The following is a 26956-nucleotide window of genomic DNA, read 5'->3' on the forward strand; positions in this document are numbered from 1 at the left end:
GTGCGGCACGCGACGAACGAAATGCCGCGATCACCGCCTTGACGGAGCTGCTGCCGCTCGCGCGCGCCCATGCGACGGAGTTCCGCCGGAATGGCGAACGCTTCGATCTCCGTGAGCAACAGCGCCGCGCGCATATGTCCCTGCCGATCCCGGCGCTCTCGAAGGCGGCGATGGCACGTCTCGTCGAGATCGAGGCGGTGCGCAGGCAGGGTGGTGACGACGCCTACAAGACCGCCTTCGCGCTTGTCACCGAAGACCGCTCGATCGTCCAGGAGGTCAAGGCCGTCAGCGAGGCGCTCACGGCCCGTTTCGGCTGGCGGGCCTTCACATCCAAAGCCGATGCGATTGCCGAACGCAACGTGGTCGAGCGTCTGCCGGAGGACCTCACGAGCACCAGACGCGAGAAGTTGGCCCGGCTGTTTGAGGCCGTGAAGCGCTTTGCCGAGGAGCAGCATCTTGTCGAGCGGCGGGATCGTTCGAAGATCGTCGCGGCGGCCAGTGCCGATCAGGGGGTGGAGACAGACAAGGAGAATGCCGCCGTGCTGCCCATGCTTGCCGCCGTCACCGAGTTCAAGACCCCTGTCGACGAGGAGGCGCGATCTCGTCTGCTCTCAGCTCCTCTCTATCGCCAGCAGCGCGCAGCGCTGGCGGCCGTGGCATCAACGATCTGGCGCGATCCGGCCGGCGCCGTCGGCAAGATCGAAGAGCTGCTTCAGAAGGGTTTTGCTGGCGAGCGTATCGCGGCCGCGGTGACCAACGATCGGGCCGCCTACGGCGCGTTACGCGGTTCCGATCGCCTGATGGATCGGATGCTGGCCGCCGGCCGGGAGCGGAAAGAGGCGGTGCAGGCCATGCCTGAAGCGGCCGCTCGCCTGCGGGCGCTCGGCTCGGCCTACGTCAATGTGCTCGATGCAGAACGCCAGGCTATTACTGAAGAACGACGGCGCATGACAGTCGCCATTCCCGGTCTGTCGAAGGCGGCGGAAGAGGCGCTCACGCGCCTGACGGCCGAGGCGAAGAACAATGGCCGCAAGCTGAGCGCCCCTGCCGCTTCGCTCGATCCCGGCATTCGCCGGGAGTTCGACGCCGTCAGCCGGGCGCTCGACGAGCGCTTTGGTCGCAACGCCATCGTTCGCGGCGAAAAGGATCTTATCAACCGCATCCCGCCGCTGCAGCGCCGTGCGTTCGAGGCGCTGCAGGACAGGCTGAAAGTCCTGCAGCAAGCTGTCCGGATGGAGAGCAGTGAGCAGATCATCTCGGAACGGCGTCAGCGGGCTGTCAACCGCGGGCGTGGCATCGGATTCTGAGACCAACCGAGGAGGGACTCAATAAGCTTAGTCGTGCTTCTTTTTGCCTGTTCTTCTGAATCCAACGCAGGTCGAAAGCTCGACGGCAGTCAGATTGCGTCGCCCCTCAGAAGGGCCTTCGCTCTTGAGCTACAAGCGGAGGTTGTCTGATTGATGGCCAGCTCTGGTTGCGCGGCGGTAAACAGCTTGATCTGCCGGTTCAGTTGATCACTGGTTCAGCCTGAAGCCTGAAGCCTGAAGCCTGTATCGTTGAAGTGCCAATACCTCGATTATCGATTTCGCAGGAAATCACGGAAAAGGACGGGACGGTCAATCGCCTTCATTCGGCGGCTGAAACGTCACCAGCCGGACGACGTTCAATATGATCTCGAATACCCGCTTGCGCATCGATATTCTCTCCTTCGCGATTATATGCCGCCTCTTGCCTCGCGCCTTCAAACGAGCTTATCGTCGGCCTCGAATGACTTGAGGTTATGGATGAAACGCGGACGCCTGCCATTGACGGCCTTGCGGAGTTTCGAGGTCGCCGGCCGTCTCGAGAGCTTCACGCTGGCGGCGCAGGAGCTGTTCATCTCGCAGGCGGCGGTCAGCCGGCAGATCCGCGAGCTGGAGACGTTGCTGGGCGAAGCGCTCTTCGAGCGCCGCCATCGCGGTGTCCATCTGACCGCCTCGGGTAACAAGCTGCTGGCGATCCTGACATTGTCCTTCGACCGGATCGACGAATGCCTCGAAGAAATCCGCAGCCGGCCGGCGACGGCAGCGGTGACGATCAGCGTGGAACCTTCCTTTGCGGCGTGCTGGCTCGTTGCCCGCCTGCCGGAGTTTCGGGAACGGCATCCCGACATCGACGTGACGATCGACGCCGATTCACGCCTGATCGAGTTCCGGGGCGGGCAGGCCGAGATCGCCATCCGCCACAGCGCCAGCGTGACCGTATGGCCGAGGACGGAGAGCGGACATCTCGCCGATGTCAGGATGGTGCCGGTCGCCGCACCCGCGCTGATCGAGGCAGGGCCTGCGATCGACCGCCCGGAAGACATGCTCCGTCATACGCTGTTACACGAGGAGACCCGCGACGTTTGGTTCCGCTGGTTCGAGATGGCAGGCATCGCCATGCCGGAAACCGCGCGGGGGCCGGTCTATGCCGATGGCGGGCTGGTGATGCAGGCGGTCCTGCGCGGGCAGGGCATAGCGCTGATGGACGATATCTTCGCCGAGGAAGAGATCAGGGCGGGCCGATTGCTTCGCCTGTCCGACCTTGCCGTTTCCCACGGTGCCTACTGGCTGGTGGCGCGCAGTTTCGAGCGGCTCGCCCCGCCCGCCTCACTCTTTGTTCGCTGGATCAACTCCCGGATCGAAACATTCTGACGGCGGCCGATATCAGCAAGACTCGGCCAAGGGGCCTATCGACCGCGACGCTCGACCTCGGTCAGCACCGTGATGAAGGCCCGCAAACCCTGCGGCACATGACGGTGGCCGGGATAATAGAGACAGAGGCCCGGAATGGCGGGACACCAGTCATCCAGCACCGTGACGAGCGCGCCGATTTCGAGAAAAGGCCGGGCCGTGCGATCCGAAACATAGGCGATGCCGAGCCCTTTTGCCGCCGCCTGCGCCATCAGCTCGACATGGTCGAGCGTCAGCGCGCCCGGAACGTCGACGGCAAGCTCGTGGCCGTGTTTTTCGAACTCCCAACGGAAGAGCTTGCCGCTTGGCAGTCGGAAGCGGATGCAGGCGTGGGTCTTTAGTTCGTCCGGTGTCTGTGGCGCCGGCTGCGCTGCGAGATAGGCCGGCGAAGCGACGGCAACAAAGCGGGTATCGCCGCCGAATTCCACCGCAATCATGTCGAGCGGCACCGCCTCGCGAAGCCTTATGCCGGCATCGAAACCGTCGGCAACGACATCGACGAGCCGATTGTCGGTGACGAGATCGAGCGACATGTCGGGATAGCGTGTGAGAAAGGTCGGGACGGCGGCATCGAGCAGCACCCGCGCGGCGATCTCGCTGGTGTTGATCCGCAATGTGCCGCTGGGATGGCCACGGAATTCGTTGACCTCCTCGAGCGCCAGATCGAAATCCCTGAACAGTGGCGTCAGACGGGTAACGAGGCGCTCGCCGGCCTCCGTCGCCGCGACGCTGCGGGTCGTCCGGTTGAGAAGCCGAACGCCCATATTTGCTTCGAGCGAACGTATCATATGGCTGAGTGTCGAAGGCGACAGAGCCAACTCGTCGGCGGCCTTGCGGAAGCTGCGATGGGTGACGATGGCAGCCAAGGCTCTCAGATCGGCAAGGGTCGGCCTGTAATTCATGGCTAAAATTCACCAACTCATGCAGCATTCCACGGATGGAAGCAGGAATAGTCTCATCTATCTTTACCTTCAAGAGCAGCTGCAGTCGCGCGGCATGAAAGGTAAGGACAATGGCAAAGACATGGATGATAACAGGCGCCTCCTCCGGTTTCGGGCGCATCATGACCGAAAAACTGCTGGCGCGCGGCGATCGCGTCGCGGCGACTGTGCGCAGGCCGGAAGCGCTCGACGATCTGACGTCGCAGTACGGCGAGAGCCTCTGGATCGCGACGCTCGACGTCAGCAATGACGGGGCAGTACGCCCGGTCGTTGACGCCGCCTTTGGAGCGATGGGCAGAATCGACGTCGTCGTCAGCAATGCCGGCTACGGCCTGTTCGGCGCCGCAGAAGAGGTGAGTGACGAACAGATCCGTCATCAGATCGATACCAACCTGATCGGCTCGATCCAGGTGATCCGGGCAGCGCTGCCGCATATGCGGGCGCAGCGCGGCGGCCGCATCCTGCAGCTGTCTTCGGAAGGCGGACAGATCGCTTATCCGAATTTCAGCCTCTACCACGCGACCAAATGGGGCATCGAAGGCTTCATCGAAGCGGTTTCGCAGGAAGTCGCCCCCTTCGGCATCGAATTCATCATCGCCGAGCCAGGTCCGGCGCGAACTGATTTCGGGCGCGGCCTGGTCGCGCCGCAACCGATGGAAGCCTATGACGCGACACCGGCCGGCGAAATCCGCCGGGCCATCGCCGACGGCAGGTTCGACGCCAAGGGTGACCCCGTCAAGATGGCGCAGGCGATGATCGAGGCCGCCGAACAACACTCGGCTCCGAAGCGGCTTGCGCTCGGCGCCGGCAGCTATGCCTCGATCCGCAAGGTGCTGGTCGAGCGGTTGGCTGAGCTCGACGCCTTCAAGGAGGTGACGATTTCAGCCGATGTCGATGGCTGACCGCGGCCAGCAAATGTCGCTGCCGGCGCCGGCCGGGTCGATGTCGGCCGGCACCGTATGTTCAATCCTCTTCGCCTAGAGAGCGCCGGCTGCCTGCAGCAGCTTGCGATCAAGATCAACTGCCACGCGGGATTCTTTGTCGAGGACCATGGTTGCTGGTTTGTCGGTTGTGTAGGCCGGCCAATCGGGTAAGCCCTCGGCGGTGGGCTTGCCGTTGCGCGCGAAGTTCACCCAGGCTTGGCTTACCTTCCTGGCAAGCGCCAGCGCGTCGCTACCGCCGCCGGTCGATGTCTTGACCAGGGCGGCGTTCGCAAACACGTAGGGCAGTTCCGCGCAATGCCATGCCATGGCAACTCCATCGAGGACCGGAGACTCGTAGGCGAACATATAGGAGTAGACCGGGGCCCCATTCTGCTTTGCCTTCAAGTCGAGGTCGCGGATGGCTCCCGGCCGGAAGCGCAGATCCAGGAAATAGGCGTCGGCGATCTTTTTCTCCGGGTAGGCGGCCATGAATGCCTTGCCAACCGCGTCGGCCTTGTCACCGAAGCGTTCCTTCAGCTTGGCTTCGGATTTCACTTCGTGCCAGTTGTTCTTGTTGTCGGCAAGAAGCTCACCCGCCTTGCGGTTGATCACCGTCTCGAACTCATTGAGGGTGTTTCCGACCATCAGGGGAATGTCCTTGGCCTGATCGACCCACTCTTTCCCGACAGGGTTAGCAGGAATGTAGTCGCCATCCTGAACGGGCGCGTAGCGGGCATCCTTGACGCCTTGGGCGGCTGCTTCCTTGATGGCTTTGTCGGCTGCGGCAAGGAGATCGTAATAATCGACGTCGGCAAGCTTGTCGATTTCCTCGGCCTTGAGACCGAGATTGACGAGCGTCAGTTCGGCCACCTTCCGCGAGGACGTCTGATCGACGACGGAATCGGTCCTGGAGCCGCTCTGGACGATGGCCTTCTGGAAGAGGCCCTTCGCCGAAGGCGTCCCCATCAGGGCGCGCACCTTGTAGCCACCGCCGGACTGTCCGAAAATCGTCACGTTGCCGGGGTCGCCGCCGAAGGCCTCGGCATTGTCGTGGACCCATTGCAGCGCAGCGACGAGATCGGTGACGCTGGCATTGCCCGACCGTTTGTATTTCTCTCCGTAGGCGGAAAGATCGAGGAAGCCGAGCACGTTGAGCCGGTGGTTGAGGGTGACGACGACGACATCGCCGTCTCTGCTCAGATTGTGGCCGTCATACGAGGTCAGCTCGATGCCGGAGCCATTCGTGAAGCCGCCCCCATGGATCCAAACCATGACAGGCCGTTTCTTTCCGTCTTTGATCGCAGGCGTCCAGATGTTCAGGAACTGGCAGGCTTCGCTCATCGGCAGATAGCGGTGCGGATTGAAGAGTTCGTCGCCGGCCACCTCCTTCATTCGGGGGATGAAGCAGTTCTCGCCATAGGTGACTGCCGGACGGATGCCTTGCCAGGGCGCGACCTCTTCGGCCGGCATGAAGCGGTCGGCCTGAGCATAGGGGATGCCAAGATAGCTGTAGATGCCATCGTCGAGTGCGCCGACGAGACTACCCTTCTTGGTTTCGACGACCGTCCTGCTCTGCGAAGCAACAAATTCTTCGGCGAGAGCGGGGGCGCCGGCAATGGAAGCTGTCACCGCCGACAGCGCGGATATCAAAGCGCAATAATATAAGAACGTCCTTTTCATCAACTTATCCTCTTGTCGTTGATTTCGAGTTTTCAAAGCCCGACGGCCGCCCATCCCCGACCGTCGGTGACTAACTAGGTCGGGGAGGACGATTTTCAGGACTACAGTCAGATGGTTGCTGGAGAGAGGATCACGCCGGAGGGTTGGACGGGTCTTCTTGCCGACCGAGGTGCGTCCGACGAAAGCCGGGGCGCCCGCTCTGCTCTAACCTCCGAGCGACGGCTAACGCTGGCATATTTGAGAACGTCTTAGGTGGCGATTGGCAGTAGTACCCGCACAGGTGGCTACGCGGCGAAATACATGGAAATCGCGCCGCTTGTTCGGACCGCTAACAACCGCCACTTGTCAGAAGGATGACGAAGGGACCACGCCGATAGTTGGGACGGGTGGTTCCTGCTCCGGCATCTTGTTTCCTTGCTCGTCGCCGGCGCTCAGTGCCTCGCGCACTTCATCCTCTTCCCAGCCCGCCTCAATGGCAGAAGCCACGAGGGTTTCGATTTTTTCGGTTTCGGAGTTGTGGGAAGTCTCATCGAGGTGGCGTCTGGCGGTCTCGAGGCACTGACGGAGGTTTGAAGCGCGGCTGGCGTCGTTACGGTGGTAGCTTGGCGATGCGACGTAGGTCATTTTGGAAGCTCCCTGCTGATCGGAAGGAACAATTGAAAAGGGAGCCGGTTCCACTGCGTGTCTCGGGAGAGCGAGACAAGGTGCAATCTCCGGAGTAACAGGACTTAAGGTGATCGCGGCCGTTGCGATTGGCGCGATTCAGGAACGGTCATCTGTGGCGATAGGTGGAAAGATGCCGGCGAGAAGTTTTTGCTGCAACTCTGAAACGGCAAATAGCTTGCCGTGCCTGCGGAACAGATTGCGCTTGTCCCGACCTGCCTCGGTATGTTCTAGGGGTGTTTCAGGACTTGCACTGGAAGCCACCGGCGAGCATGAAAGCTGAAATGAACGCAATCGCAGTACGGCTGGAAAATGTTACCCGTCGCTTTGGTATCACTGCAGCCGTGCAGAATCTTTCTCTTCATATTCGGCGCGGAGATGCGGTCTCGCTCGTGGGCCATTCCGGTTGCGGCAAGTCTACGCTCCTGCGTATGATTGCCGGTGTCGAAATACCGGAATCCGGCCGCATCCTCCTCGAAGGCCGCGAGGTTGCCAGCTCGACCACTTTCGTCGAACCGGAGGCGCGTGGCGTCGGATTCGTCTTTCAGGACTATGCTCTCTTCCCGCACCTGACTGTACGAGCCAATATCCTCTTTGGTCTCAAGCGACATTCGAAGAGCGAAGCAACTGCACGAGCAGTGGAGATGATCAGCAAGGTCGGAATCGAACATCTAACGCATCGCTATCCGCACACTCTTTCCGGCGGTGAACAGCAGCGTGTCGCACTGGCCCGCGCCCTGGCGCCCCGGCCGAGTGTCATCCTGATGGACGAACCTTTTTCCAATCTGGATCAGGGTCTGCGTGGAAAGGTACGCAGCGACACCTTGAGCCTCTTGAGGGCACTCGGCACGACCGTAATCATCGTGACGCATGATCCCCAGGAAGCACTTTCCGTCGGTGATCAGGTGGTTCTGATGCGGGCAGGCGAAATCGTCCAGTCCGGTTCCGCTTATGATCTGCACGACCGGCCAACGAATCCTTATGCGGCAGAATTCTTTTGCGCGTCTAGCAAAGTTCCCGGCGTTTACCGTGGCGGATGGATCGAGACCGCGATCGGTAACTTCGCCTATACGCTTGATCGTCCGCCCGCCAGCTCCGTGACCGTTTATATCCGCCCGCATGCGATTGCGTTGTCTCCCGGCTCGGGAATTGCCGCTCGTATCGAGGACCGTGTTTTGCATGGCGAATTCGAGCAGATAACGTTGAAGGTTGATGGCCTCGATGTGCCGCTTAAGGCGAGAGCTTTGGAGCGGCTACCGGCAGACGCCGAGCTTATTCAGATATCAATCCTCCCCGAGCGGCTGCTGGCTTTTTGACAGCTGACCTGCGCGAGCCCATGCTGCTAACCTCCTCATCAAGTTTCCGTGATATTTTGCATCAAACTCCAGGGAAAACTTGACTTTTAGGGTCATGAACTGCTCAAGGGATGCGCATTCATTCGGAGGGACATAATGAATTCGCGCTCTATCCTCGCATCCATGCTGCTTGCTGCTTCGGCGCTGATGTCGCCTTGCATCGCTGCGGCCGCAGAAATCAACCTCTACACGACGAGAGAGCCGGCTCTGATCGCACCTCTTCTGGAGGCGTTCACCAAATCGACCGGGACGAAAATCAATACGGTTTTCCTGAAGGATGGCCTGGCAGAGCGTGTCGCCTCCGAGGGCGCCAGCTCGCCGGCTGACATCCTGATGGCCGTCGATGCCGGCAACCTTGTCGATCTGGTCGACAAAGGCGTAACGCAACCGGTCGAATCGCCTGTTCTGAATTCGGCAATCCCGGAACAGCTGCGTGATCCCAAGGGCAACTGGTTTGCACTTTCGATGCGCGCGCGCGTGCTCTACGCGGCCAAGGACATTGACATTAGCACATTCAACTACGAGGGGCTTGCCGATCCCAAGTGGAAGGGCAAGATCTGCATACGCTCGGGTCAACACCCTTATAATACGGCACTGTTTGCTGACTACATCGCTCATTACGGCGCGGAAGAAACCGAGAAATGGCTGACAGCTGTCAAGGCCAATCTCGCCCGTAAGGCAGCCGGCGGCGATCGCGATTCGGCCAAGGATATCCTCGGAGGCATTTGCGATATCGGTATCGCCAACTCCTATTATGTCGGCCTGATGCGGTCCGGCAAGGGTGGTGAAGAGCAGGTCAAATGGGGCGACGCCATCAAGGTCATCCTGCCGACCTTCAAGAACGGCGGGACGCAGGTGAATATCAGCGGCGCGGCAATCGCCAAGCATTCACCGAACAAGGCTGAAGCCGTCAAACTTCTCGAATATCTCGTCTCTGACGAAGCACAGAAGATCTATGCTGAGGCCAATTACGAATATCCCGTGAAGGCAGGCGTCGCGACCGATCCGATCATCGCATCCTTTGGCGAACTAAAGATCGACAGCAAGCCCTTGTCCGAGATCGTTAGCCATCGCAAGCAGGCGAGTGAACTCGTAGACAAGGTCGGCTTCGACAACTAAGGACAGGGAAGGCGCCGCTGACAGGCGCCTTCCGCCCCCGAGAACGGACCAAGTGATGTTTCCGAGCCCGGCGCCCGCCCGCTCCGCAAAGCGCCCTGGCAGCACATGGCTGACGATTGCCGTCACTATCGCCCTCATTGCCTTGCTGCCGATCGGGGGATTACTCATCGAAGCCTCGAAGGGTTCGGCGGGTCTTTGGGGACATCTTTTCTCGACCATCCTTCCCGTCGCGCTTCTCGACACCGTCATTCTCCTTGCGGGGGTCGGCGTCATCACTGCTGTGGTTGGCACAACGACGGCATGGCTGGTGACCGCCTATGATTTTCCCGGCAGGCATGCTCTGGAGTGGATGCTGCTTCTGCCGCTTGCCGTTCCGACCTACATCGTCGCCTATGCCTATCTGGATATAATGCATCCGATCGGTCCGGTGCAGGATGCCGTGCGCTGGTTGCTAGGCTACGAGACCCCGCGCCAGTTTCGCCTTCCGGACGTCCGTTCCATGACTGGCTGCATCCTGCTTCTCGGAATCGTGCTCTACCCCTATGTCTACATCCCCACGCGCGCGATGTTCCTCACGCAATCCGGTAATCTCGTCGACGCGGCACGCACGCTCGGCACATCTCGCCGCGCGGTCTTCTGGCGGGTCGCTCTGCCGCTCGCGCGCCCCGCTGTTGCCGTGGGTATCAGCCTTGCACTGATGGAAACGTTGAACGATATAGGCGCCGCCGAATTCCTCGGTGTCCGGACGATCACCGTTTCCATCTACACGACCTGGATCACCCGCTCCGATTTATCGGGAGCGTCGCAGATCGCCCTTGCCCTTCTGCTCATCGTCGTCGCAATTGTTGCGGTGGAGCGATGGGCGCGACGCAAGCAGGGCTACTCGGTCGATGTACGCCGGATGCGAAGTTTCCAACCGCGGCGGGTATCCTTGGGAAAAGGCGTACTGCTGTTTCTCGGCGGTCTTCTGCCTGTCATCCTGGGCTTTGGCGCGCCCGCGCTCTATCTGTTGATCGAAGCGGCAAAACGCTATCGGTTCGCCGGCATATCGCCACGGATCATCGATGAGGCCGTGAATACGATCGCTATCGCTACCCTGGCGACAATCACGACCGTCATCCTTGGCCTTCTCGCCGTCTACGCGACCCGCCTGCGGCCGGGCCAGCCGTCCTCCTGGCTCCTGCGCTGTTCCACGATTGGCTATGCGGCTCCCGGCACCGTGGTCGCCATCGGCGTGCTGATCATCCTTGGCGGGTTCGATCAGTTTATCGACCGCACCGCGCTTTCCTTGTTTGATGTGTCCACTGGTCTGCTCCTGATGGGATCGGGTGCTGCCGTCATATATGCGCTCGTCGTGCGCTTTCTGGCGATCTCCGCCGGCGGCATAGAAGCCGGTCTATCGCGCATTTCCCTGTCGCTTGATCATGCGTCACGTTCGCTGGGGCAGTCCACCGCAGGCACCCTGCGCTACGTGCATTTGCCGCTTTCGAAGGCGGCAATCTCAGCTGCCGCGCTGCTGGTCTTCGTCGATTGTGTAAAGGAACTGCCGGCGACGCTCCTCCTGCGGCCACTCAATGTCGAGACTTTCGCAACTCATCTTTATGGAGAGGCCGCCAGAGGCACTTACGAGGAAGCCTCGATTGCAGCGCTCGCCATCGTGCTGATCGGCATCCTGCCGGCCATTTTGCTGTCGCGGATCGGACGTATCCGCTAGCCGGCATGCCGATGGGTATGCCGGCTCCGCGACCTCCACTAAACAACGCAAAGCGACAAACCGGTCGCCATGGGCAAGGTCGTGGCCGAATGGCTGCTTGACCTCTGTAAATCGTAACACCGGCACAAGGAGGGAGAGGCCATTGGAGGGGCCAAGGCACGTCGTGGAGGAGCCGGGACCAAAAATGGATGTTGCCGACTTGACGTTTTCCACCGTTTGCGAAATGCTAAGATGTCAGACCAATTTTAGGGGTCGGCTGCCTGATAGGAAGATGGGGAACCATGAAGGCAAATCGTAGCGACAGGCCGTTGATCCGGCCGCTTCCGGTCATGGACCGCGCGCGTCAGGTAACCGATGCGCTGGCGGATTATGTCGAGGAAGCCAGATTAAAGGCGGGTGACCGTTTGCCGGCCGAGCGCGAGCTGATGGCAGCCCTTGCCGTCGGCCGCTCGACCATTCGCGAGGCGATCCGTCACTTCCAGGCGCTCGGCGTCATCGAGACGCGCAAGGGCAGCGGCACCTATCTCTTGAAACCGGTTTCCAGGGCGACGATCCACATGCCGCTGTCGCTCGACACGGTTCATCTGCGCGACGTGCTGCTGCAGACGCTGGAGGTCCGCCGCGGCATCGAATGCGAGGCGGGCATGGTCGCGGCGCGGCGGCGCACCGAAAAGGACCTCGTCGTCATCGAGGAAAAGCTGAACGCGATGGAACGGGTGCACCTGGAGAAGGGCACCTCCGGGCCGGAGGATCTGGCCTTTCACCTCGCCGTCTATGACGCCGCCCACAATCCGCTGTTTCGCCAGCTTCTCGAACAGATGCGCGAGACCTTCGAGCGTTTCTGGGCGCATCCCTTCGACCGGCAGGATTTCGCGCGCCGGTCCTTTCCCTTTCACCGCACCCTTTTTAACGCGATCGCTGCCGGGGATCCCGAGGCGGCGCGTGCCGAAACAATGAAAATTCTCGCCATCGTCGAGGAAGACATCAAGGAAATGTCCAAATGAGCAACGGCTCTGAACCGTTCGATCTTGCTTCCCTCATCACGGCTCACGACGAGGGCAACTTCGCCGACGCCGTCGTGCCGCCGATTTTCCAGACCTCGCTTTTCACCTTTTCCGATTATGACGACATGATCGCCTCCTATCGCGGCGAGAAGGTGCGGCCGATCTATACGCGCGGCCTGAACCCGACGGTGCGTGCCTTCGAAGAAATGCTCGCCAAGCTCGAGGGTGCCGAGGATGCGCTGGGTTTTGCCAGCGGCATGGCGGCGATCTCGTCGGCAGTCTTAAGCTTCGTCGAGCCGGGCGACCGCATCGTCGCCGTCAAGCATGTCTATCCCGATGCCTTTCGCCTATTCGGCACCATCCTGAAACGGATGAAGATCGAGGTGACCTATGTCGATGGCCGCGACGAGGAAGCGGTCGCCAAGGCGCTGCCCGGCGCCAAGCTCTTCTACATGGAAAGCCCGACGAGCTGGGTGATGGAGGCGCATGATGTCGGCGCGCTCGCCGCACTCGCCAGACAACACGGCGTCGTCTCGATGATCGACAATAGCTGGGCAAGCCCGTTCTTCCAGCGGCCGCTGACACTCGGCGTCGATCTCGTCATACATTCGGCCTCGAAATATCTCGGCGGCCACAGCGATGTGGTGGCGGGCGTCATCGCCAGCTCGAAGGCGATGATCGCGCGCGTCAAGGCCGAGGCCTATCCCTATCTCGGCGGCAAGCTTTCGCCGTTCGACGCCTGGCTCCTGATCCGCGGCCTGCGCACGCTGCCGCTGCGCATGAGGGCCCACGAGGCATCCGGCCTCGAAATCGCCAGGCGCCTGCAGAAGCTCGAGGTCGTGGAGACGGTCTGCCATCCGGGGCTCGCCAACCGTCTGCCCACCGGGCTCAACGGCACCTCGGGCCTGTTTTCCTTCATATTCCGCGAAGGCGTCGATATCCGCACCTTCGCCGATCACCTCAAGCTCTTCAAACTGGGTGTAAGCTGGGGTGGACATGAAAGCCTGATCGTACCCGGCGAGGTGGTGCTCCAGCAGAAGGCACAGCCGAATTCCGCACATGCCTTCGGCATCCATGCGCGATCCGTACGTCTCCATGTCGGCCTCGAAGGAACCGAGGCTCTGTGGAGAGATATCGAGGAGGCGCTCGCCGCCGCCTCACAATCCTGAAACCCGAGAGAGACCTAATAAGGGGGAACTGAGCCATGAAAAAACTAATAATCTCGACGCTCTTTGCTTCGATGATGGCGGGCACGGCCTTTGCCGATACGACGCTGAAGCTTGTCGAAGTGATCACCAGCCCGGAGCGCACCGAAACGCTGAAATCGATCGTCGGCAAATTCGAAGCCGCCAATCCCGGCACCAAGGTCGACATCATCTCGCTGCCCTGGAACGAAGCGTTCCAGAAGTTCGCGACCATGGTGTCTGCCGGCGACGTGCCCGATGTGATGGAAATGCCCGATACCTGGCTGTCGCTCTACGCCAATAACGGCATGCTCGAGAGCCTTGAGCCCTACCTCGAAAAGTGGGAGCACACCAAGGAGTTGACGCCGCGCGCGCTCGAACTCGGCCGCGACGTCAAGAACACCGCCTATATGCTGCCCTACGGCTTCTACCTCAGGGCGATGTTCTACAACAAGAAACTGCTTGCCGAAGCCGGCGTCGTCGCGCCGCCGAAGACGATGGAAGAATTCACCGCCGCTTCGGAAAAGGTTTCCAAACTGCCCGGCAAATATGGCTACTGCATGCGCGGCGGACCGGGCGGCCTCAACGGCTGGATGATCTTCGCCGCCTCGATGGCCGGCTCGAACAAGTACTTCAACGACGACGGCACCTCGACAATGAACAGCCCCGGCTGGGCCAAGGGCATCGAATGGATGGTCGATCTCTACAAGAAGGGCTATGCGCCGAAGGACAGCGTCAACTGGGGCTTCAACGAAGTCGTCGCTGGCTTCTATTCCGGCACCTGCGCCTTCCTCGACCAGGACCCGGACGCGCTGATCGCCATCGCCGAGCGCATGAAGAAGGAAGATTTCGGTGTTGCACCGTTGCCGAAGGGTCCGGATGGCAAGTCGTTCCCGACCATCGGTTATGGCGGCTGGTCGATGTTCACGACCAGTGGCAACAAGGACCTCTCCTGGAAGCTGATCGCCACCCTCGAAGGGCCTGAAGGCAATCTCGAATGGAATAAGCGCATCGGCGCCCTGCCGGCCTACACGGCGGCCGAGAAGGATCCCTTCTACGCCGGTGACCAGTTCAAGGGCTGGTTCGAGGAACTAGCGGACCCGAACACGGTACCAACAGTCATGCCGACCTACCTCGAGGAATTCGCCTTCTTCAAGGATTCGCTGGCGATCAAGACCTCGCAGCAGGCATTGCTCGGCGATATCTCGGCGAAGGATCTGGCCGACCAGTGGGCCGAATACCTCACAAAGGCGCAGCAGAAGTTCCTCGCCAAGAAATAAGCGACGGATCGACGGCGGCGGCCTCGGAACAGGCCGCCGCCGCTTTTTTGATGACACAGACGGCGCATGAACGCCGCGAACGGGAACTCTTGGCTGATGACCATTTCCGCCGATACGCTCGACATGCGTCGCGACCGCAGGCCGTGGCTGCGTCGCGTTGCCGATGCTTCGGAGCCCTATCTCTACAGCGCGCCGTCGCTGATCCTGATCATCGCGGTGATGCTGGTGCCGCTGACCGTCGGAATTTCCTACGCCTTCCGCGATATCCAGCTGCTCAATCCGCTTTCCGGTGGCTTCATCGGGCTCGATCATTTCCGCGAGCTTTCCGGCGATGCCGCCTTCTACGGGGCGCTGAGGAATACGCTCTGGTGGACGGGCGCGTCCGTCGTCCTGCAGTTCGTTTTCGGGCTGATCCTGGCGCTGCTGCTCGACAAGCCGTTCAAGGGCCGGGCAATCGCGCAGGCGCTGGTCTTCCTGCCCTGGGCCGTGCCGTCTTTCCTCGCCGGCCTCAACTGGGCCTGGCTGTTCAATCCCGTCATCGGGCCGATCCCGCACTGGCTTTTCGGCCTCGGGCTGATGCACGAGCCGGGCAATATCCTCTCCGACCCCAATTATGCGATGTGGGGGCCGATCGTTGCCAATGTCTGGTGGGGCATTCCCTTCTTCGCCATCACGCTGCTTGCGGCGCTGCAGGCCATCCCGCGCGATCTCTATGAGGCGGCGTCGATCGACGGCGCCGGCTGGTTCCAGCGCTTCCGCTCGATCACCCTGCCGTTTCTGGCGCCAACGATCGCGATCACCGTGCTGCTGCGCACCGTATGGATTTCCAATTTCGCCGATCTGATCGTCGTCATGACTAGTGGCGGACCGGCCGACCGGACGCAGATCGTCGCCAGCTATATCTTCACGACGGCCTTCCGGCGGCTCGATTTCGGTTATGCCTCGGCGATCGCGCTGGTGCTGCTCGTGCTGCTGCTTGCCTATTCGATGCTGATCATCCTGCTCCGGCAGACGCTGCTGAACAAGGATTGAGATCATGAGACGATCCGTCATTCCGACCATCGCACACCGTCTGGCGATCCTCTGCTACATCGCCTTCGCACTCTTTCCGCTGTTCTGGCTGCTCAAGGTCTCCATGACGCCGAACGACCTGCTCTATAGCGAGGGCGTGCGCATGTGGCCGTCGCGCACGACATGGGATCACTATGCCTTCGTGCTGCGCCACAGCGCCTTTCCGACCTTTTTCAAGAACAGCCTGATCGTCTCGGCCTCGACTGCCGTCACCGTGACCATCTGCGCTTCGCTGTCCGGCTACGCATTGTCGCGCTTCAATTTCCGGGCAAAATACTGGATCGTCGCCCTGATGCTGCTGACCCAAATGTTTCCGCTGGTGATGCTGGTGGCGCCGATCTTCAAGATTCTGTCGCCGCTGCATCTGACCAACAGTCTGACCGGGCTCGTCATCGTCTACACCGCCTTCAACGTGCCTTTCGCCACCTTCCTGATGCAATCCTTCTTCGACGGCATCCCGAGGGATCTCGAAGAGGCGGCGAAGATCGACGGGGCGACGCAGTTCACGGCGTTTCGCCAGATCATCCTGCCGCTGACGCTGCCGGGGATCGCCGCCACCCTCGGTTTCGTCTTCACCGCCGCCTGGAGCGAATTGCTCTTCGCGCTGATGCTGATCAACGGCAATGACGCGGCGACCTTCCCCGTCGGCCTTCTCACCTTCGTTTCGAAATTCTCGGTGGATTTCGGGCAGATGATGGCGGCGGGCGTCATGGCGCTCATTCCGGCCGGCCTCTTCTTCCTGCTCATCCAGCGCTATCTCGTCCAGGGCCTGACGGCCGGCGCGGTCAAGGGTTAAACAAATGGCATCGATCGATATCCGGAATATCCGCAAAGCCTATGGCCATGTGCAGGTGCTGCACGGCGTCAACCTGGAAATCCAGGATGGCGAATTCGTCGTGCTCGTCGGTCCGTCCGGGTGCGGCAAATCCACGCTGCTGCGGATGATCGCCGGGCTTGAAGAGGTCACATCAGGCGAGATCCGCATCGCCGGCGTCAGGGTGAACGAGCTGCATCCCAAGGATCGCGACATCGCCATGGTGTTCCAGTCCTATGCACTCTATCCGCATATGAATGTCGCCGGCAATATGAGCTACAGCCTCAGGCTGCGGAAGGTGGCGAAGGAGAAAATCACCAGTGCGGTGGCCGCGGCGGCGGCCAAGCTCGGCCTCGATCCGCTGCTCGAACGAAGGCCGAAGGCGCTTTCCGGCGGCCAGCGACAGCGCGTCGCCATGGGCCGCGCCATCGTGCGCCAGCCGAAGGCCTTCCTGTTCGACGAACCGCTGTCGAACCTCGATGCTCGCCTGCGCGAACAGATGCGCGCCGAAATCAAGAAACTGCATGGCGACCTGAAGGCGACCTCAATCTACGTGACCCACGACCAGATCGAGGCAATGACGCTGGCGGACCGGATCGTTGCCATGCATGGCGGGGTGGTCCAGCAGGTCGGAAGTCCCCTGGAACTCTACGACCGCCCCGCCAATCTCTTCGTTGCCGGCTTCATCGGCTCGCCGGGGATGAATTTCCTCGAGGCCAGCTATGATGCCGGCGGCGTGAAGCTGAAGGACGGCACGATCGTGCCGCTTGCCAAGCCTCTGCCGCTTGTCGACGGCGCAAAGGTGACGCTCGGCATCCGGCCGGAGCATGTGCTGATGAGCGACGGCGGGGCGGGGCTTGCCGCGGATGTGGAACTCGTCGAGCCCACAGGCTTCGGCATCATCCTGCACCTTGCCCTGCATGGTCTGCCGTTCAAGATCTTCACGCTTAACCGCGAAGCGCTGAAGGCAGGTCCGAAGATCAACGTGGCCTTCCCCGCCCAATATCTGCATGTGTTCGACGGCGACGGAAAACGCGTCGACTGAATGGTCGGAGGCCGGTAGCCTGACGCTATCGGTTTCGGCATATTGTCTCCAGCAGGGGCGGGAAAGCAGAACATGCTTGTTGCGCAGATATCCGATATCCATGCGAGGCCGGACCTTTCGTCGCTCCAGACGCTGGAGCGAGCGATAGCGTGGCTGAAGACGTTCCGCCCGGATGTGCTTGTTGTCACCGGAGATCTGGTAGATGACGGATGGCGGCACGGCTATCGCCTTGTCGCCGAAAACCTGCGGTCGCTGGACTGCCCTGTCCACCTGTTGCCGGGCAACGGTGACGATGTGCAATTGATGCGTTCCGAACTTGCCGTCGTCGGCACGTGGATTAATGCGACGGGACCGATGCATTTCCGGACAGCCGTCAATGGCCTGACCCTGCTCGGGGTCGATGTGACCGTCGCCGGGCAAAGCTACGGCGATGTCCTGCCGCATCTGCCATTGCTGATGAGCGCGCTTGCGGACGTGACGACGCGCTGGCTTCTCTTCATGCATCAGCCGCCATTGAGGATCGGCATCGAGGTGCTGGACCGGGTCGGATGCAGGAACGACAGTGCGCTTCTCAGCACCCTGGTGGCGATGGACAGGCTACCGCTGGCGATTCTTTGTGGCCATGTTCACCGACCCGCATTTGGCCGGCTGGGATCGATGCCTGTCCAGACCTGCGGCTCCCTTTGCCTGCCCAATCCGCTTCTGCTGGAAGGCCGTGCCGATCTTCCGGTGATCGACGTTCCGTCCTTCCTCGTGCATGAGGTCAGCGACGGCGGGCTTGTTTCCCATGTGGTATCGATTCCGGCATCCGATGGCAGCGCATGAAATGGATTGACTGGGGAAACCCTCACGTGCTGCGGGTGGAAAAATCTTTTGCCGCATCGCCCAGGAGGGCTATATCGTCCGTGTGATCTTGCTGGACTGGATGCCATGACCGATACTGTTCTCGACCGCTTTCTCCGTTATGTCGTTATCGACACGCAATCCGACCCTGCCTCGTCGACGCAGCCGACCACCGGCAAGCAGAAGGATCTCGGCCGGGTTCTGGTCGATGAACTGCTGAGGATCGGTCTGGCCGACGCGCATCTCGATGAACACGGCTATGTCTACGCGACCATTCCGGCCAATAGCGACAAGACGGTGCCGGTCATCTGTTTCTGCTCGCACATGGATACGGCGCCCGATTTCAGCGGCACCGATGTCAAGCCGCAGATCATCAGGAACTATGCCGGCGGGGATATCAAGCTTGCCGGCGACACGGGCCGGGTGATCCGCGTCAGCGATCATCCCGAACTGCAGAACCAGATCGGCAATGATATCGTCACGACCGATGGAACGACATTGCTCGGCGCCGACGACAAGGCCGGACTGGCCGAAATCATGACCGCGGCTGAAATGCTCGTCGGCAATCCTGATATCAGGCACGGGACGATCAAGATCCTGTTCACGCCCGACGAGGAGGTCGGGCGCGGCGTCAACAAGGTGGATCTAGCGAAACTCGGAGCCGACTTCGCCTATACGATGGACGGCGAGACGGCCGGCCATATCGAGGATGAGACCTTCTCGGCCGACGGCGTCGAGATCAGCATATCAGGTGTGGCGATCCATCCCGGTTTCGCCAAGGACCGCATGGAAAACGCCATCAAGATCGCCGGCGCCATCATCGACCGGCTGCCGAGGGATCTTGCGCCGGAGACCACTGAAGGCAGGCAGGGTTTCATCCATCCCACTGGTGTGACCGGCTCGATGGAGAAGGCGTCGCTGAGCCTCATCATCCGTGATTTCACCGATAAGGGGCTGACGGAAAAGGAAACGATGCTCGAAGCCATCGTCAAGGACGTGATGGCTGCCTATCCCGGCTCGACCTATCATTTTGAGGTGAAGGAACAGTATCGCAACATGAAGGTGGTGCTCGATCGTCACCCGGAGATCGTCGAGAACGCCATCGAGGCGGTGCGCCGGGCCGGCATGACGCCGGTGCGCGGCAGCATCCGCGGCGGCACGGATGGCTCGCGCCTTTCCTTCATGGGACTGCCGTGCCCGAACATTTTCGCCGGCGGCCATGCTTTCCACTCGCCGCTCGAATGGGTGAGCCGGCAGGATATGGAAAAGGCCGTCAAAACGATTGTGGAACTGGCGAAGGTCTGGGAAGAGCGCGCCTAGGCGCGCTTCCAGCTAACTCTTAAACCCGAAGGGCGGTTGATTAACCGCCCTTCGCTGGAAGACTTTCACGCAGCATCACGCTGTCATAGGCTGGGCGGGGCGTCGGGATCGCAATGGGCATTCCCGGTTCGGGCTCAACCAATGTTACCGGCGATGTTTCCGGCGCGGTCACCGGCGCCGTGATCCGCATCTGCGCCGTGCTCGCGGTGGCCATGGGGTCTGGAGCCGGCAGAGGAACGGGAACCGCCGAGGGTATCAGCGCTTCGAATTGCGGCGGCAGCATGCTTTCGCCGGGGACATAGTTCATCGCCACCTCGTAGGAGGGCAGCGGCGGCGGCGTTTGAAGCATGCCGTTGGAGTCGCGCTTCTCGTAGAAGGCGTTGCCGCCGGCGACCGTCACATAGTGCATGTTGTCGTAGGGGAATTTCAGTCCATCGGTGTGGAAGAACATCGCATCCTTCACCGCAGGATGGCGGGCGCCCTTGATAAGGATCGCATCGGCTGCGCTCGCAAGCTCGGTTTCCGCCTGCGGTTTGACTTCGCGCGTCATCACGCCGGGCGCGAACTGCCTTTTCTGGGCCACGACGCCGCAGATGGAAGGGGGATAGGCGCCGGAGGTGAGCCTGTTCATGACAACGGTCCCGACAGCCATGTAGCCGTCCTCGTCCGAATGCTGGGATTCGAAATACATCGCGCGCTGCAGGCAGTCGCGATCCTTGGCCGTATAATTGAACGTGACTTTTGCCGGTTGACCCTGCTTCGTCTTGGTGTTCGCCGCCGTTGCCGCCGGTTTCGATGTCGTCGTGCAGCTTGCAGCTGCCAGTCCTACGAACAAAATCCCGATCAGGGATTTTCCAAAGGAAATCTCCGCCCTCAACGCCAGGTGCCTCCTATGGGATTAGTTCAGCCCTTTTTGATTAAGTGAAAACGTTTTACTCGTCATATGACTGAAATACAAACAACCTTAGATAACAAAAAGCCTAAGGGACTCTCGCCGAAAACGATTCCGGCGATGAGGACTGCATAATTCCTCGGATCGGAATCGATTTAAGGACAAAATCATACAGCAATTCAAAGTGTTACAGCTCCTTTTCGGCTCTCGAAAGACGCGCGGCGCAGTCGATCGCCGCCCCATCTCCGTCAGCCGCGGAACAGTTTCCAGCGGGTCGGCTTGAAAGCCACCCGGTTTCGGTCGAGCCTGTCGGCTTCGCTCGGCGGCAATTCGATCTCGATATGCGGGCGATCGTTGCCGATATCCAGTTCGATATGGCGGGTGCCGGCCACGCGGCGGCTGGAGACCGGCTGGCCGGCGATACAGTTTTCAGCTGATTCGCAGAGCCTGACGTCATGCGGGCGGAAATAGAGCTGCGCCGTGCCATCTGGCTCGCCTTCGGCATTGAGGCCGAGCGAGCGGCCTTCGAAGCGAATGTCACTGTCGGCAACCTCGACCTCAAGGCAGTTCGACTGGCCGATGAAGCCGAAGACGAAGGGAGAATTCGGATTGTCGTAGACCTGGTCCGGTGTGCCGACCTGTTCGATCGCGCCCTGGCTCATGACGACGACGCGGTCGGCAAGCTCCAGCGCCTCATCCTGGTCGTGGGTGACGAAGACGGTGGTGTGGCCGGTGCGGTCGTGGATATCGCGCAGCCACTTGCGCAGGTCCTTGCGCACCTGGGCGTCGAGCGCGCCGAAGGGTTCGTCGAGCAGCAGCACGTTCGGCTCGACGGCCATGGCGCGGGCGAGCGCCACACGCTGGCGCTGGCCGCCCGAAAGCTGGGCCGGGTAGCGCTTTTCCAGACCGGAAAGCTGGACGAGGTCGAGCAGTTCCAGCGCCCGCCTGCGAATATCGGCCTTCGGCGGCCGCCGCGCACTGTTTCTAACCTTCAGGCCGAAGGAGACGTTTTCGAGCACCGTCATGTAGCGGAATAGAGCATAGTGCTGGAAGACGAAGCCGATATTGCGCTGCTGCACTGATTTCTTCGAGGCATCCTCGTCGCCGAAAAAGATCAGCCCCTCCGTCGGGCTTTCGAGGCCGGCGATCAGCCGCAGCAATGTCGTCTTGCCGGAGCCCGAAGGACCGAGCAGTGCGATCAGCTCGCCGGAGCGGATGTCGAGCGAGACATCGTGCAGCGCCGGAAAACGATCGAATTCCTTGCGAATGTTTTGAACGCGTACTTCCATTCCAAATCCTTCAGTGCCGCCGGCTGGCGGCGATTTCGGCGCTATAGCGCATTTCCAGCAGCGTCTTCAAAACAAGAGTTACGAGCGCGAGCAAGGCCAAAAGCGTGGCGACCGCAAAAGCGCCGGTGAAATTATACTCGTTATAGAGAATTTCCACCTGCAGCGGCATGGTGTTCGTCTGGCCGCGGATGTGGCCCGACACCACCGAGACGGCACCGAATTCGCCCATGGCACGGGCGTTGCAGAGCAGTACCCCGTAAAGCAGGCCCCATTTGATATTCGGCAACGTCACGTGCCAGAAGGTCTGCCATCCGCTGGCGCCGAGCGAAAGGGCTGCCTCCTCGTCGGCCGTTCCCTGTTCCTGCATCAGCGGGATCAGCTCGCGGGCGACAAAGGGGAAGGTGACGAACATGGTGGCAAGGATCAACCCCGGCACGGCGAACAGGATCTTGATGTCGTGAGCGCTGAACCACTGGCCGAGCCAGGTATTGGCGCCGAACAGCAGAACGAAGACCAGGCCCGATATGACGGGTGAGACCGAGAAAGGTAGGTCGATCAGCGTCGTCAGGAAGGCCTTGCCCTTGAACTCGAACTTGGCGATCGCCCAGGCTGCGGCAACCCCGAAGATGAGGTTGAGCGGCACGCTAACGCCGGCAACGATCAGCGTCAGGCGAATCGCCGAGAAGGTTTCGGCGTCTGCGAGCGCCTCGAGAAAGGGGCCGGCTCCCTTGCGGAAGGCTTCCACGAAGACAGCCGCGAGCGGCAGAAGCAGGATCAGCAGCAGGAAGACGAGCGAGAGGATGATGAGGCTGTAGCGCGCGATCCTGTTTTCGGTGGTCACCGACCGCAGCTTTGCCGGTTGAGCGGTCGCATCAAGCGCCATAGCCGTACCTCCGCCTGCTCCAGCTCTGGATGAGATTGATGACGAGCAGCATGGCGAACGAGATGATCAGCATGATCGCCGCAATGCCGGTCGCTGCGGCGTAATTATACTCTTCGAGTTTGATGATGATCAGCAGCGGCGCGATCTCCGATTTGAACGGCAGGTTGCCAGCGATGAAGATGACCGAGCCATATTCGCCGACGCCGCGGGCGAAGGCGAGCGCAAAGCCGGTGAGCACGGCGGGCGCCAGCCCCGGCAACAACACGCGGAAAATCGTCTGGAAGCGATTGGCGCCGAGCGTTGCCGCGGCTTCCTCCACTTCCTTGTCAATCTCCTCCATGACCGGCTGCACGGTGCGCACCACGAAGGGCAGGCCGACGAAGATAAGCGCCACGACGATGCCGGCAGGCGTGAAGGCGATCTTGATGCCGAGCGGCGTCAGGAACTGGCCGATCCAGCCGTTCGGCGCATAGAGCGTCGTCAGGGCGATGCCGGCAACGGCGGTCGGCAGCGCGAAGGGCAGGTCGACCATGGCATCGATGATCCGCTTGCCTGGGAAACGGTAACGCACCAGCACCCAGGCGAGGATGATGCCGAAGACGGCATTGACGATTGCGGCGATGAAGGCGCTGCCGAAGCTGATGCGCAGCGCGTTCAGCGTGCGCGGATCGAGCGCGATCGACCAGAATTTCTCCCAGCCAAGCGCGCTCGACCGGACGGCAAGGCCCGAGAGCGGGATGAGGATCAGAAGGGTGAGCCAGGTCAAGGTAAAGCCGAGCGCCATTCCGAAACCCGGAATGACGCTCGGCCGTTTGAACCGCCACCGCGTGGGGCTATGTGCTTTCATGAAGTCTATTATTGGGCCGGCTTGTAGATTTGGTCAAATACCCCGCCATCGCCGAAGAATTTCGGCTGCGCCTCTTTCCAGCCGCCGAAGTCGTCAATGGTCGCGAGCGTCAGCTTCGGGAAGCGGGCGATGTCAGCCGGATCGGCGGCTTCCGGCTTGGTCGGCCGATAGTAGTGCTTGGCGGCGATCTTCTGGCCTTCGTCCGAATAGAGGTAGTTGAGATAGGCTTCGGCGACCTTGCGCGTGCCCTTCTTGTCGACGTTGCCGTCGACGATGGCGACCGGCGGGTCGGCGCGGATGGAGAAGGCCGGCGTCACGATTTCGAACTGGTCGGGACCGAGTTCCTCGAGCGAAAGATAGGCTTCGTTTTCCCAGGCAAGCAGCACGTCGCCGAGGCCGCGCTGGACGAAGGTGGTCGTGGCGCCGCGAGCGCCAGTGTCGAGAACCGGAACATGCTGCAGCAGTTTCGCAACGTATTCCTGCGCCTTGGCTTCATCGCCACCATTTGCCTGCTTGGCCCATGCCCAGGCGGCCAGGAAGTTCCAGCGGGCGCCGCCCGATGTCTTCGGGTTCGGGGTGATGACCTGCACGTCATCCTTGACCAGGTCGCCCCAATCCTTGATGCCCTTCGGGTTGCCCTTGCGGACGAGGAAGACGATCGTCGATGTATAGGGCGTCGAATTGTTGGGGAACTTGGTCTTCCAGTCGGCCGGGATCTTGCCGGTCGCCTTGGCGATGGCGTCGATATCGCCTTCGAGAGCAAGTGTCACGACATCGGCGTCGAGGCCGTCGATGACCGAGCGGGCTTGGGCGCCGGAACCGCCATGCGATGCTTGGATCGTCACGGTTTCACCGCTGTCCTTTTGCCACTTGGCGGCAAAGGCGGCATTGAAATCCTTATACAATTCGCGGGTCGGATCGTAGGAAACGTTAAGAAGCGTCTGATCCGCGAATGCCGGAGCGATGCTCCCGATTGCGAAGCTGCCTGCCATGACCGCAGCTGCGATGAGCCGGGTGAGCCGTTGTGTCTGCATGAGAACCCTCCTGTTTTCTTTCGTAACTCTATCAAGTCAGTCGTATAATGAAACGAAGGTTCTTCCGGTTCCGGTCGGGGTGTTAGAATGCCATTCCATTTAAGAAGCAATTTGGAAATGGACGTGCCGAAGTTGGCCGCGGCCAATCGGTTGCCGCCGCGGCCCTGCCGCAAGGTCGTGTTTTTTTAGCCACAGTTCCTCCACGAAAGCGACATGGTGATGCAGATTTTTGCCAGGATTTTGCCGCGATGACACTTGCGGATTCCTATATGGCTCCCGTGCGGCCGTATTCGCCGACCGCTACGCGGGGGCACCCCTTGAAGTGCGCCTCGCATTCCAAACCTGTTAGGGCCATTCAAAATGAATATCAGAACTATCCTTTTTGCCTCCGTTGCCGCCCTTGCCGCGGCCTCCGGAGCCCGCGCAGCCGACGCCATCGTGGCGGCGGAACCCGAGCCCGTGGAATATGTTCGCGTTTGCGACGCCTACGGAACCGGCTATTTTTATATTCCGGGAACGGAAACATGCCTTTCGATCGGCGGTTACATCCGTACCGAAGTGCGCTTCGGTGAGCAGATATCCGGCGATTCCGACGTAAACTTCTGGACTCGTGGTCAGGTCACCTTCCAGACCAAGAACGACACCGAGTACGGTACGCTTACCGGCGTCATCACCCTGCGTTACAATGTCGACAATGCCTCCGATCAGGAAGCTTTGTTGGATGAAGGCTATCTCGACATTGCCGGTTTCCGCGCCGGTAAACTGTACAGCTGGTGGGATGACGACATGAGCGGCGAGACCGATACGCTCGCCAGCAACGAGACGACCCACAACTCGATCCGATATCAGTACGAGAATGGTGCTTTCGCGGCCGGCATCTCGGTCGACGAACTCGAAGACGATTACGCCACCAAGCCGGGCGAAGGCCCGAACAACTTTGGTGTCGCAGGCCAGGTCTCCTACAAGGCCGGCGCCATCAGCGCTTATCTGCTTGCCGGTTATGACACCGACACCAGCGAAGTCGCTGTCCGCGGGATCGTCTACGCCGACATCGGCCCGGGCACGCTCGGCATCGCCGGCATATGGGCAAGCGGCGCCAACTACTACTACGAAGAGTCCGAATGGACGATCGCAGCAGAATATGCCTTGAAGATCAACGACAAGTGGTCGGTCACCCCGGGCTTCCAGTACTTCGAGAACATCGCTCTCGAGGCTGACGGCAACGGCTTCACCGGCGGCAGCGCCTACACGACCGGTGTCACCATCGACTACCAGATCGTCGAAGACCTGCGTTCGAAGCTCAGCGTGCAATATCACGATGAGGACGAAGGCGACGACGAAGTGTTCGGCTTCCTGCGCTTCCAGCGCGATTTCTAAGATAGTCTGATTGCAGACGAGCGGGCGCGGCCTTCGGGCCGCGCCTTTTTTTATGATGCCGAAAAGTGTGAGCGGTTTTCGGACGACATCATGCTCTCGCTATTGAATTTGGATGTCACACCCGTGAATCGGCGATGAAATCGGAATAGAATTCGTCGACCGTTCTTGCCTTGCGCATGGCGGCAAGCACGCCGTCCGATTGCAGCCGCCTGGCGATAGCAGAGAGCACGTTCAGATATTCGCCGCGATTGTTTTCTCCAAAGAGCAGCACGAAGCCGATGTCGGTCGGGGTATCGTCAATCGCCTCGAAATCCAACTGCTGGGCGAAACGGATGAGAAGGCCGCGCGGGCTGGTCATGCCGTCGATCGCCGCATGTGGGATGGCGATGCCGTTGCCGATCCCCGTCGAGCCGAGCTTCTCACGTGCTTCGAGCGCCTTCAGGATGGTCTGGCCGTCGACAGAGAAAGCCTTGGCGGCCTTGTCGGCTATGGTCTGCAGCGCGCGCCATTTGGTCGGCGCCGACACGCCGATGAAGGTATGTTCCGGCCGGATGATGCTGGGAAGGTTCATGTCATTCTCGATACTGTTCGGCTCGATACTGTTCGGGCAGCGGGAGGGAAGGGACGTCAGTCCGGTTCCCTGAGCCGGTAGCCGACGCCGGTCTCCGTGGTGATATAGTGCGGCTGGTCCGGAATCTGCTCAATCTTTTGTCGCAGTTGCCGGACATAGACGCGCAGATACTGCACGTCAGCCGCCGGCCCCCATATCTGCTTTAGAAGAAACTGGTGTGTCAGCACCTTGCCGGCATGCTGGGCGAGCACGCGCAGGATGTCGTATTCCTTCGGCGACAGCTTTATTTCCGCGCCGTCGACCTTGACGATGCGCTTGACGAGATCGATCGACAGCCCGCCGGTCTGGAAGATCGCCTTTTCGCCCTGCTGCTGCAGGCGGTGGCGCAGCGCC

At 60.8% G+C, this 26956-nt stretch carries 25 protein-coding genes; 15 read left to right on the forward strand and 10 right to left on the reverse strand.

Going from position 1 to position 26956, the window contains the following annotated elements; genetic code table 11:
• Together FY112_RS26680 and FY112_RS26685 are read left to right on the forward strand one after the other, a co-directional pair.
• On the forward strand, nt 1–1307 hold a 1307-nt coding region (locus FY112_RS26680; protein WP_181018286.1), incomplete at its 5' end, for a BID domain-containing protein.
• A gap of 477 nt (nt 1308–1784) precedes the next feature.
• Nucleotides 1785–2675 carry a LysR substrate-binding domain-containing protein gene (locus tag FY112_RS26685; RefSeq protein WP_151519672.1) on the forward strand — a complete coding sequence of 297 codons (891 nt, stop codon included), beginning with the start codon at nt 1785–1787 and terminating at the stop codon, nt 2673–2675.
• A gap of 35 nt (nt 2676–2710) precedes the next feature.
• On the opposite strand, the gene FY112_RS26690 is transcribed toward FY112_RS26685, so the two are convergent.
• Nucleotides 2711–3616, reverse strand: a complete 906-nt coding sequence (locus FY112_RS26690) for a LysR family transcriptional regulator (protein ID WP_151519673.1) — start codon at nt 3614–3616, stop codon at nt 2711–2713.
• A 110-nt stretch (nt 3617–3726) separates the two neighbouring features.
• On the opposite strand from FY112_RS26690, the gene FY112_RS26695 reads away from it, so the two are divergent.
• Nucleotides 3727–4557 (forward strand): SDR family oxidoreductase, encoded by an 831-nt coding sequence (locus FY112_RS26695; RefSeq protein ID WP_151519674.1) that lies wholly within the window; start codon nt 3727–3729, stop codon nt 4555–4557.
• Between the two features lie 75 nt (nt 4558–4632).
• On the opposite strand, the gene FY112_RS26700 is transcribed toward FY112_RS26695, so the two are convergent.
• Nucleotides 4633–6258, reverse strand: coding sequence for a carboxylesterase family protein (locus FY112_RS26700; protein WP_094088381.1), 1626 nt, complete (start codon nt 6256–6258; stop codon nt 4633–4635).
• Nucleotides 6259–6603: 345 nt separating this feature from the next.
• Nucleotides 6604–6882 carry a hypothetical protein gene (locus FY112_RS26705; protein WP_026158388.1) on the reverse strand — a complete coding sequence of 93 codons (279 nt, stop codon included), beginning with the start codon at nt 6880–6882 and terminating at the stop codon, nt 6604–6606.
• Between the two features lie 311 nt (nt 6883–7193).
• On the opposite strand from FY112_RS26705, the gene FY112_RS26710 reads away from it, so the two are divergent.
• The 11 genes from FY112_RS26710 (at nt 7194) to pepT (ending at nt 19670) form a co-directional block, all read left to right on the forward strand.
• Nucleotides 7194–8237, forward strand: a complete 1044-nt coding sequence (locus tag FY112_RS26710; protein WP_246700749.1) for an ABC transporter ATP-binding protein — start codon at nt 7194–7196, stop codon at nt 8235–8237.
• 162 nt (nt 8238–8399) lie between these two features.
• A complete protein-coding gene (locus tag FY112_RS26715; protein WP_094088675.1) occupies nt 8400–9395 on the forward strand; it encodes a Fe(3+) ABC transporter substrate-binding protein in 996 nt (331 codons plus the stop codon).
• Nucleotides 9396–9450: 55 nt separating this feature from the next.
• Nucleotides 9451–11109 (forward strand): iron ABC transporter permease, encoded by a 1659-nt coding sequence (locus FY112_RS26720; RefSeq protein ID WP_151519675.1) that lies wholly within the window; start codon nt 9451–9453, stop codon nt 11107–11109.
• 281 nt (nt 11110–11390) lie between these two features.
• Nucleotides 11391–12113 carry a FadR/GntR family transcriptional regulator gene (locus FY112_RS26725; RefSeq protein ID WP_151519676.1) on the forward strand — a complete coding sequence of 241 codons (723 nt, stop codon included), beginning with the start codon at nt 11391–11393 and terminating at the stop codon, nt 12111–12113.
• A complete protein-coding gene (locus tag FY112_RS26730) occupies nt 12110–13282 on the forward strand; it encodes a PLP-dependent transferase (RefSeq protein WP_017957979.1) in 1173 nt (390 codons plus the stop codon). The genes FY112_RS26725 and FY112_RS26730 overlap by 4 nt, the downstream gene beginning before the upstream one ends.
• 35 nt (nt 13283–13317) lie before the next feature.
• Nucleotides 13318–14577, forward strand: a complete 1260-nt coding sequence (locus FY112_RS26735) for a sugar ABC transporter substrate-binding protein (protein WP_017957980.1) — start codon at nt 13318–13320, stop codon at nt 14575–14577.
• Between the two features lie 96 nt (nt 14578–14673).
• Nucleotides 14674–15609, forward strand: a complete 936-nt coding sequence (locus tag FY112_RS26740; RefSeq protein WP_151519677.1) for a sugar ABC transporter permease — start codon at nt 14674–14676, stop codon at nt 15607–15609.
• A gap of 4 nt (nt 15610–15613) precedes the next feature.
• Nucleotides 15614–16444 (forward strand): carbohydrate ABC transporter permease, encoded by an 831-nt coding sequence (locus FY112_RS26745; protein ID WP_017957982.1) that lies wholly within the window; start codon nt 15614–15616, stop codon nt 16442–16444.
• Nucleotides 16445–16448: 4 nt separating this feature from the next.
• The gene (ugpC, locus tag FY112_RS26750) at nt 16449–17507 is read left to right on the forward strand and encodes a sn-glycerol-3-phosphate ABC transporter ATP-binding protein UgpC (protein ID WP_094088380.1); all 1059 of its coding nucleotides are present in this window, start codon (nt 16449–16451) and stop codon (nt 17505–17507) included.
• 72 nt (nt 17508–17579) lie between these two features.
• Nucleotides 17580–18332, forward strand: a complete 753-nt coding sequence (locus tag FY112_RS26755; protein ID WP_094088379.1) for a metallophosphoesterase — start codon at nt 17580–17582, stop codon at nt 18330–18332.
• Between the two features lie 105 nt (nt 18333–18437).
• Nucleotides 18438–19670 (forward strand): peptidase T, encoded by a 1233-nt coding sequence (gene pepT / locus FY112_RS26760; protein ID WP_017957985.1) that lies wholly within the window; start codon nt 18438–18440, stop codon nt 19668–19670.
• A 40-nt stretch (nt 19671–19710) separates the two neighbouring features.
• On the opposite strand, the gene FY112_RS26765 is transcribed toward pepT, so the two are convergent.
• From FY112_RS26765 to FY112_RS26785, 5 genes are all read right to left on the reverse strand, one after another.
• Entirely contained in the window at nt 19711–20547 is an 837-nt protein-coding gene (locus tag FY112_RS26765) for a cell wall hydrolase (protein WP_017957986.1), read from the reverse strand.
• A gap of 263 nt (nt 20548–20810) precedes the next feature.
• Nucleotides 20811–21851, reverse strand: coding sequence for a sulfate/molybdate ABC transporter ATP-binding protein (locus FY112_RS26770; RefSeq protein ID WP_017957987.1), 1041 nt, complete (start codon nt 21849–21851; stop codon nt 20811–20813).
• Between the two features lie 10 nt (nt 21852–21861).
• Entirely contained in the window at nt 21862–22734 is an 873-nt protein-coding gene (cysW, locus tag FY112_RS26775; protein WP_017957988.1) for a sulfate ABC transporter permease subunit CysW, read from the reverse strand.
• Nucleotides 22724–23581 carry a sulfate ABC transporter permease subunit CysT gene (gene cysT / locus FY112_RS26780; protein ID WP_017957989.1) on the reverse strand — a complete coding sequence of 286 codons (858 nt, stop codon included), beginning with the start codon at nt 23579–23581 and terminating at the stop codon, nt 22724–22726. Before cysT ends, cysW begins: the two co-directional genes overlap by 11 nt.
• An 8-nt stretch (nt 23582–23589) precedes the next feature.
• Nucleotides 23590–24615 carry a sulfate ABC transporter substrate-binding protein gene (locus FY112_RS26785; RefSeq protein WP_017957990.1) on the reverse strand — a complete coding sequence of 342 codons (1026 nt, stop codon included), beginning with the start codon at nt 24613–24615 and terminating at the stop codon, nt 23590–23592.
• Nucleotides 24616–24975: 360 nt separating this feature from the next.
• On the opposite strand from FY112_RS26785, the gene FY112_RS26790 reads away from it, so the two are divergent.
• Nucleotides 24976–25992, forward strand: coding sequence for a porin (locus FY112_RS26790; RefSeq protein WP_094088377.1), 1017 nt, complete (start codon nt 24976–24978; stop codon nt 25990–25992).
• Nucleotides 25993–26107: 115 nt separating this feature from the next.
• On the opposite strand, the gene FY112_RS26795 is transcribed toward FY112_RS26790, so the two are convergent.
• Entirely contained in the window at nt 26108–26563 is a 456-nt protein-coding gene (locus tag FY112_RS26795; RefSeq protein ID WP_151519678.1) for a PTS sugar transporter subunit IIA, read from the reverse strand.
• A gap of 56 nt (nt 26564–26619) precedes the next feature.
• A partial coding sequence (locus FY112_RS38055) for a response regulator transcription factor (RefSeq protein WP_246700750.1) occupies nt 26620–26956 on the reverse strand: 337 nt, incomplete at its 5' end.

The sequence above is a fragment of the Rhizobium sp. PEPV16 genome (assembly GCF_008919455.1).
Classification (GTDB): domain Bacteria; phylum Pseudomonadota; class Alphaproteobacteria; order Rhizobiales; family Rhizobiaceae; genus Rhizobium; species Rhizobium leguminosarum_Q.

Coding starts and splice junctions, on each gene's coding strand:
- FY112_RS26685 (WP_151519672.1), top strand. CDS start 1,785: ATGAAACGCGGACGCCTGCCATTGACGGCCTTGCGGAGTTTCGAGGTC.
- FY112_RS26690 (WP_151519673.1), bottom strand. CDS start 3,616: ATGAATTACAGGCCGACCCTTGCCGATCTGAGAGCCTTGGCTGCCATC.
- FY112_RS26695 (WP_151519674.1), top strand. CDS start 3,727: ATGGCAAAGACATGGATGATAACAGGCGCCTCCTCCGGTTTCGGGCGC.
- FY112_RS26700 (WP_094088381.1), bottom strand. CDS start 6,258: ATGAAAAGGACGTTCTTATATTATTGCGCTTTGATATCCGCGCTGTCG.
- FY112_RS26705 (WP_026158388.1), bottom strand. CDS start 6,882: ATGACCTACGTCGCATCGCCAAGCTACCACCGTAACGACGCCAGCCGC.
- FY112_RS26710 (WP_246700749.1), top strand. CDS start 7,194: ATGAAAGCTGAAATGAACGCAATCGCAGTACGGCTGGAAAATGTTACC.
- FY112_RS26715 (WP_094088675.1), top strand. CDS start 8,400: ATGCTGCTTGCTGCTTCGGCGCTGATGTCGCCTTGCATCGCTGCGGCC.
- FY112_RS26720 (WP_151519675.1), top strand. CDS start 9,451: ATGTTTCCGAGCCCGGCGCCCGCCCGCTCCGCAAAGCGCCCTGGCAGC.
- FY112_RS26725 (WP_151519676.1), top strand. CDS start 11,391: ATGAAGGCAAATCGTAGCGACAGGCCGTTGATCCGGCCGCTTCCGGTC.
- FY112_RS26730 (WP_017957979.1), top strand. CDS start 12,110: ATGAGCAACGGCTCTGAACCGTTCGATCTTGCTTCCCTCATCACGGCT.
- FY112_RS26735 (WP_017957980.1), top strand. CDS start 13,318: ATGAAAAAACTAATAATCTCGACGCTCTTTGCTTCGATGATGGCGGGC.
- FY112_RS26740 (WP_151519677.1), top strand. CDS start 14,674: ATGACCATTTCCGCCGATACGCTCGACATGCGTCGCGACCGCAGGCCG.
- FY112_RS26745 (WP_017957982.1), top strand. CDS start 15,614: ATGAGACGATCCGTCATTCCGACCATCGCACACCGTCTGGCGATCCTC.
- ugpC (WP_094088380.1), top strand. CDS start 16,449: ATGGCATCGATCGATATCCGGAATATCCGCAAAGCCTATGGCCATGTG.
- FY112_RS26755 (WP_094088379.1), top strand. CDS start 17,580: ATGCTTGTTGCGCAGATATCCGATATCCATGCGAGGCCGGACCTTTCG.
- pepT (WP_017957985.1), top strand. CDS start 18,438: ATGACCGATACTGTTCTCGACCGCTTTCTCCGTTATGTCGTTATCGAC.
- FY112_RS26770 (WP_017957987.1), bottom strand. CDS start 21,851: ATGGAAGTACGCGTTCAAAACATTCGCAAGGAATTCGATCGTTTTCCG.
- cysW (WP_017957988.1), bottom strand. CDS start 22,734: ATGGCGCTTGATGCGACCGCTCAACCGGCAAAGCTGCGGTCGGTGACC.
- cysT (WP_017957989.1), bottom strand. CDS start 23,581: ATGAAAGCACATAGCCCCACGCGGTGGCGGTTCAAACGGCCGAGCGTC.
- FY112_RS26785 (WP_017957990.1), bottom strand. CDS start 24,615: ATGCAGACACAACGGCTCACCCGGCTCATCGCAGCTGCGGTCATGGCA.
- FY112_RS26790 (WP_094088377.1), top strand. CDS start 24,976: ATGAATATCAGAACTATCCTTTTTGCCTCCGTTGCCGCCCTTGCCGCG.
- FY112_RS26795 (WP_151519678.1), bottom strand. CDS start 26,563: ATGAACCTTCCCAGCATCATCCGGCCGGAACATACCTTCATCGGCGTG.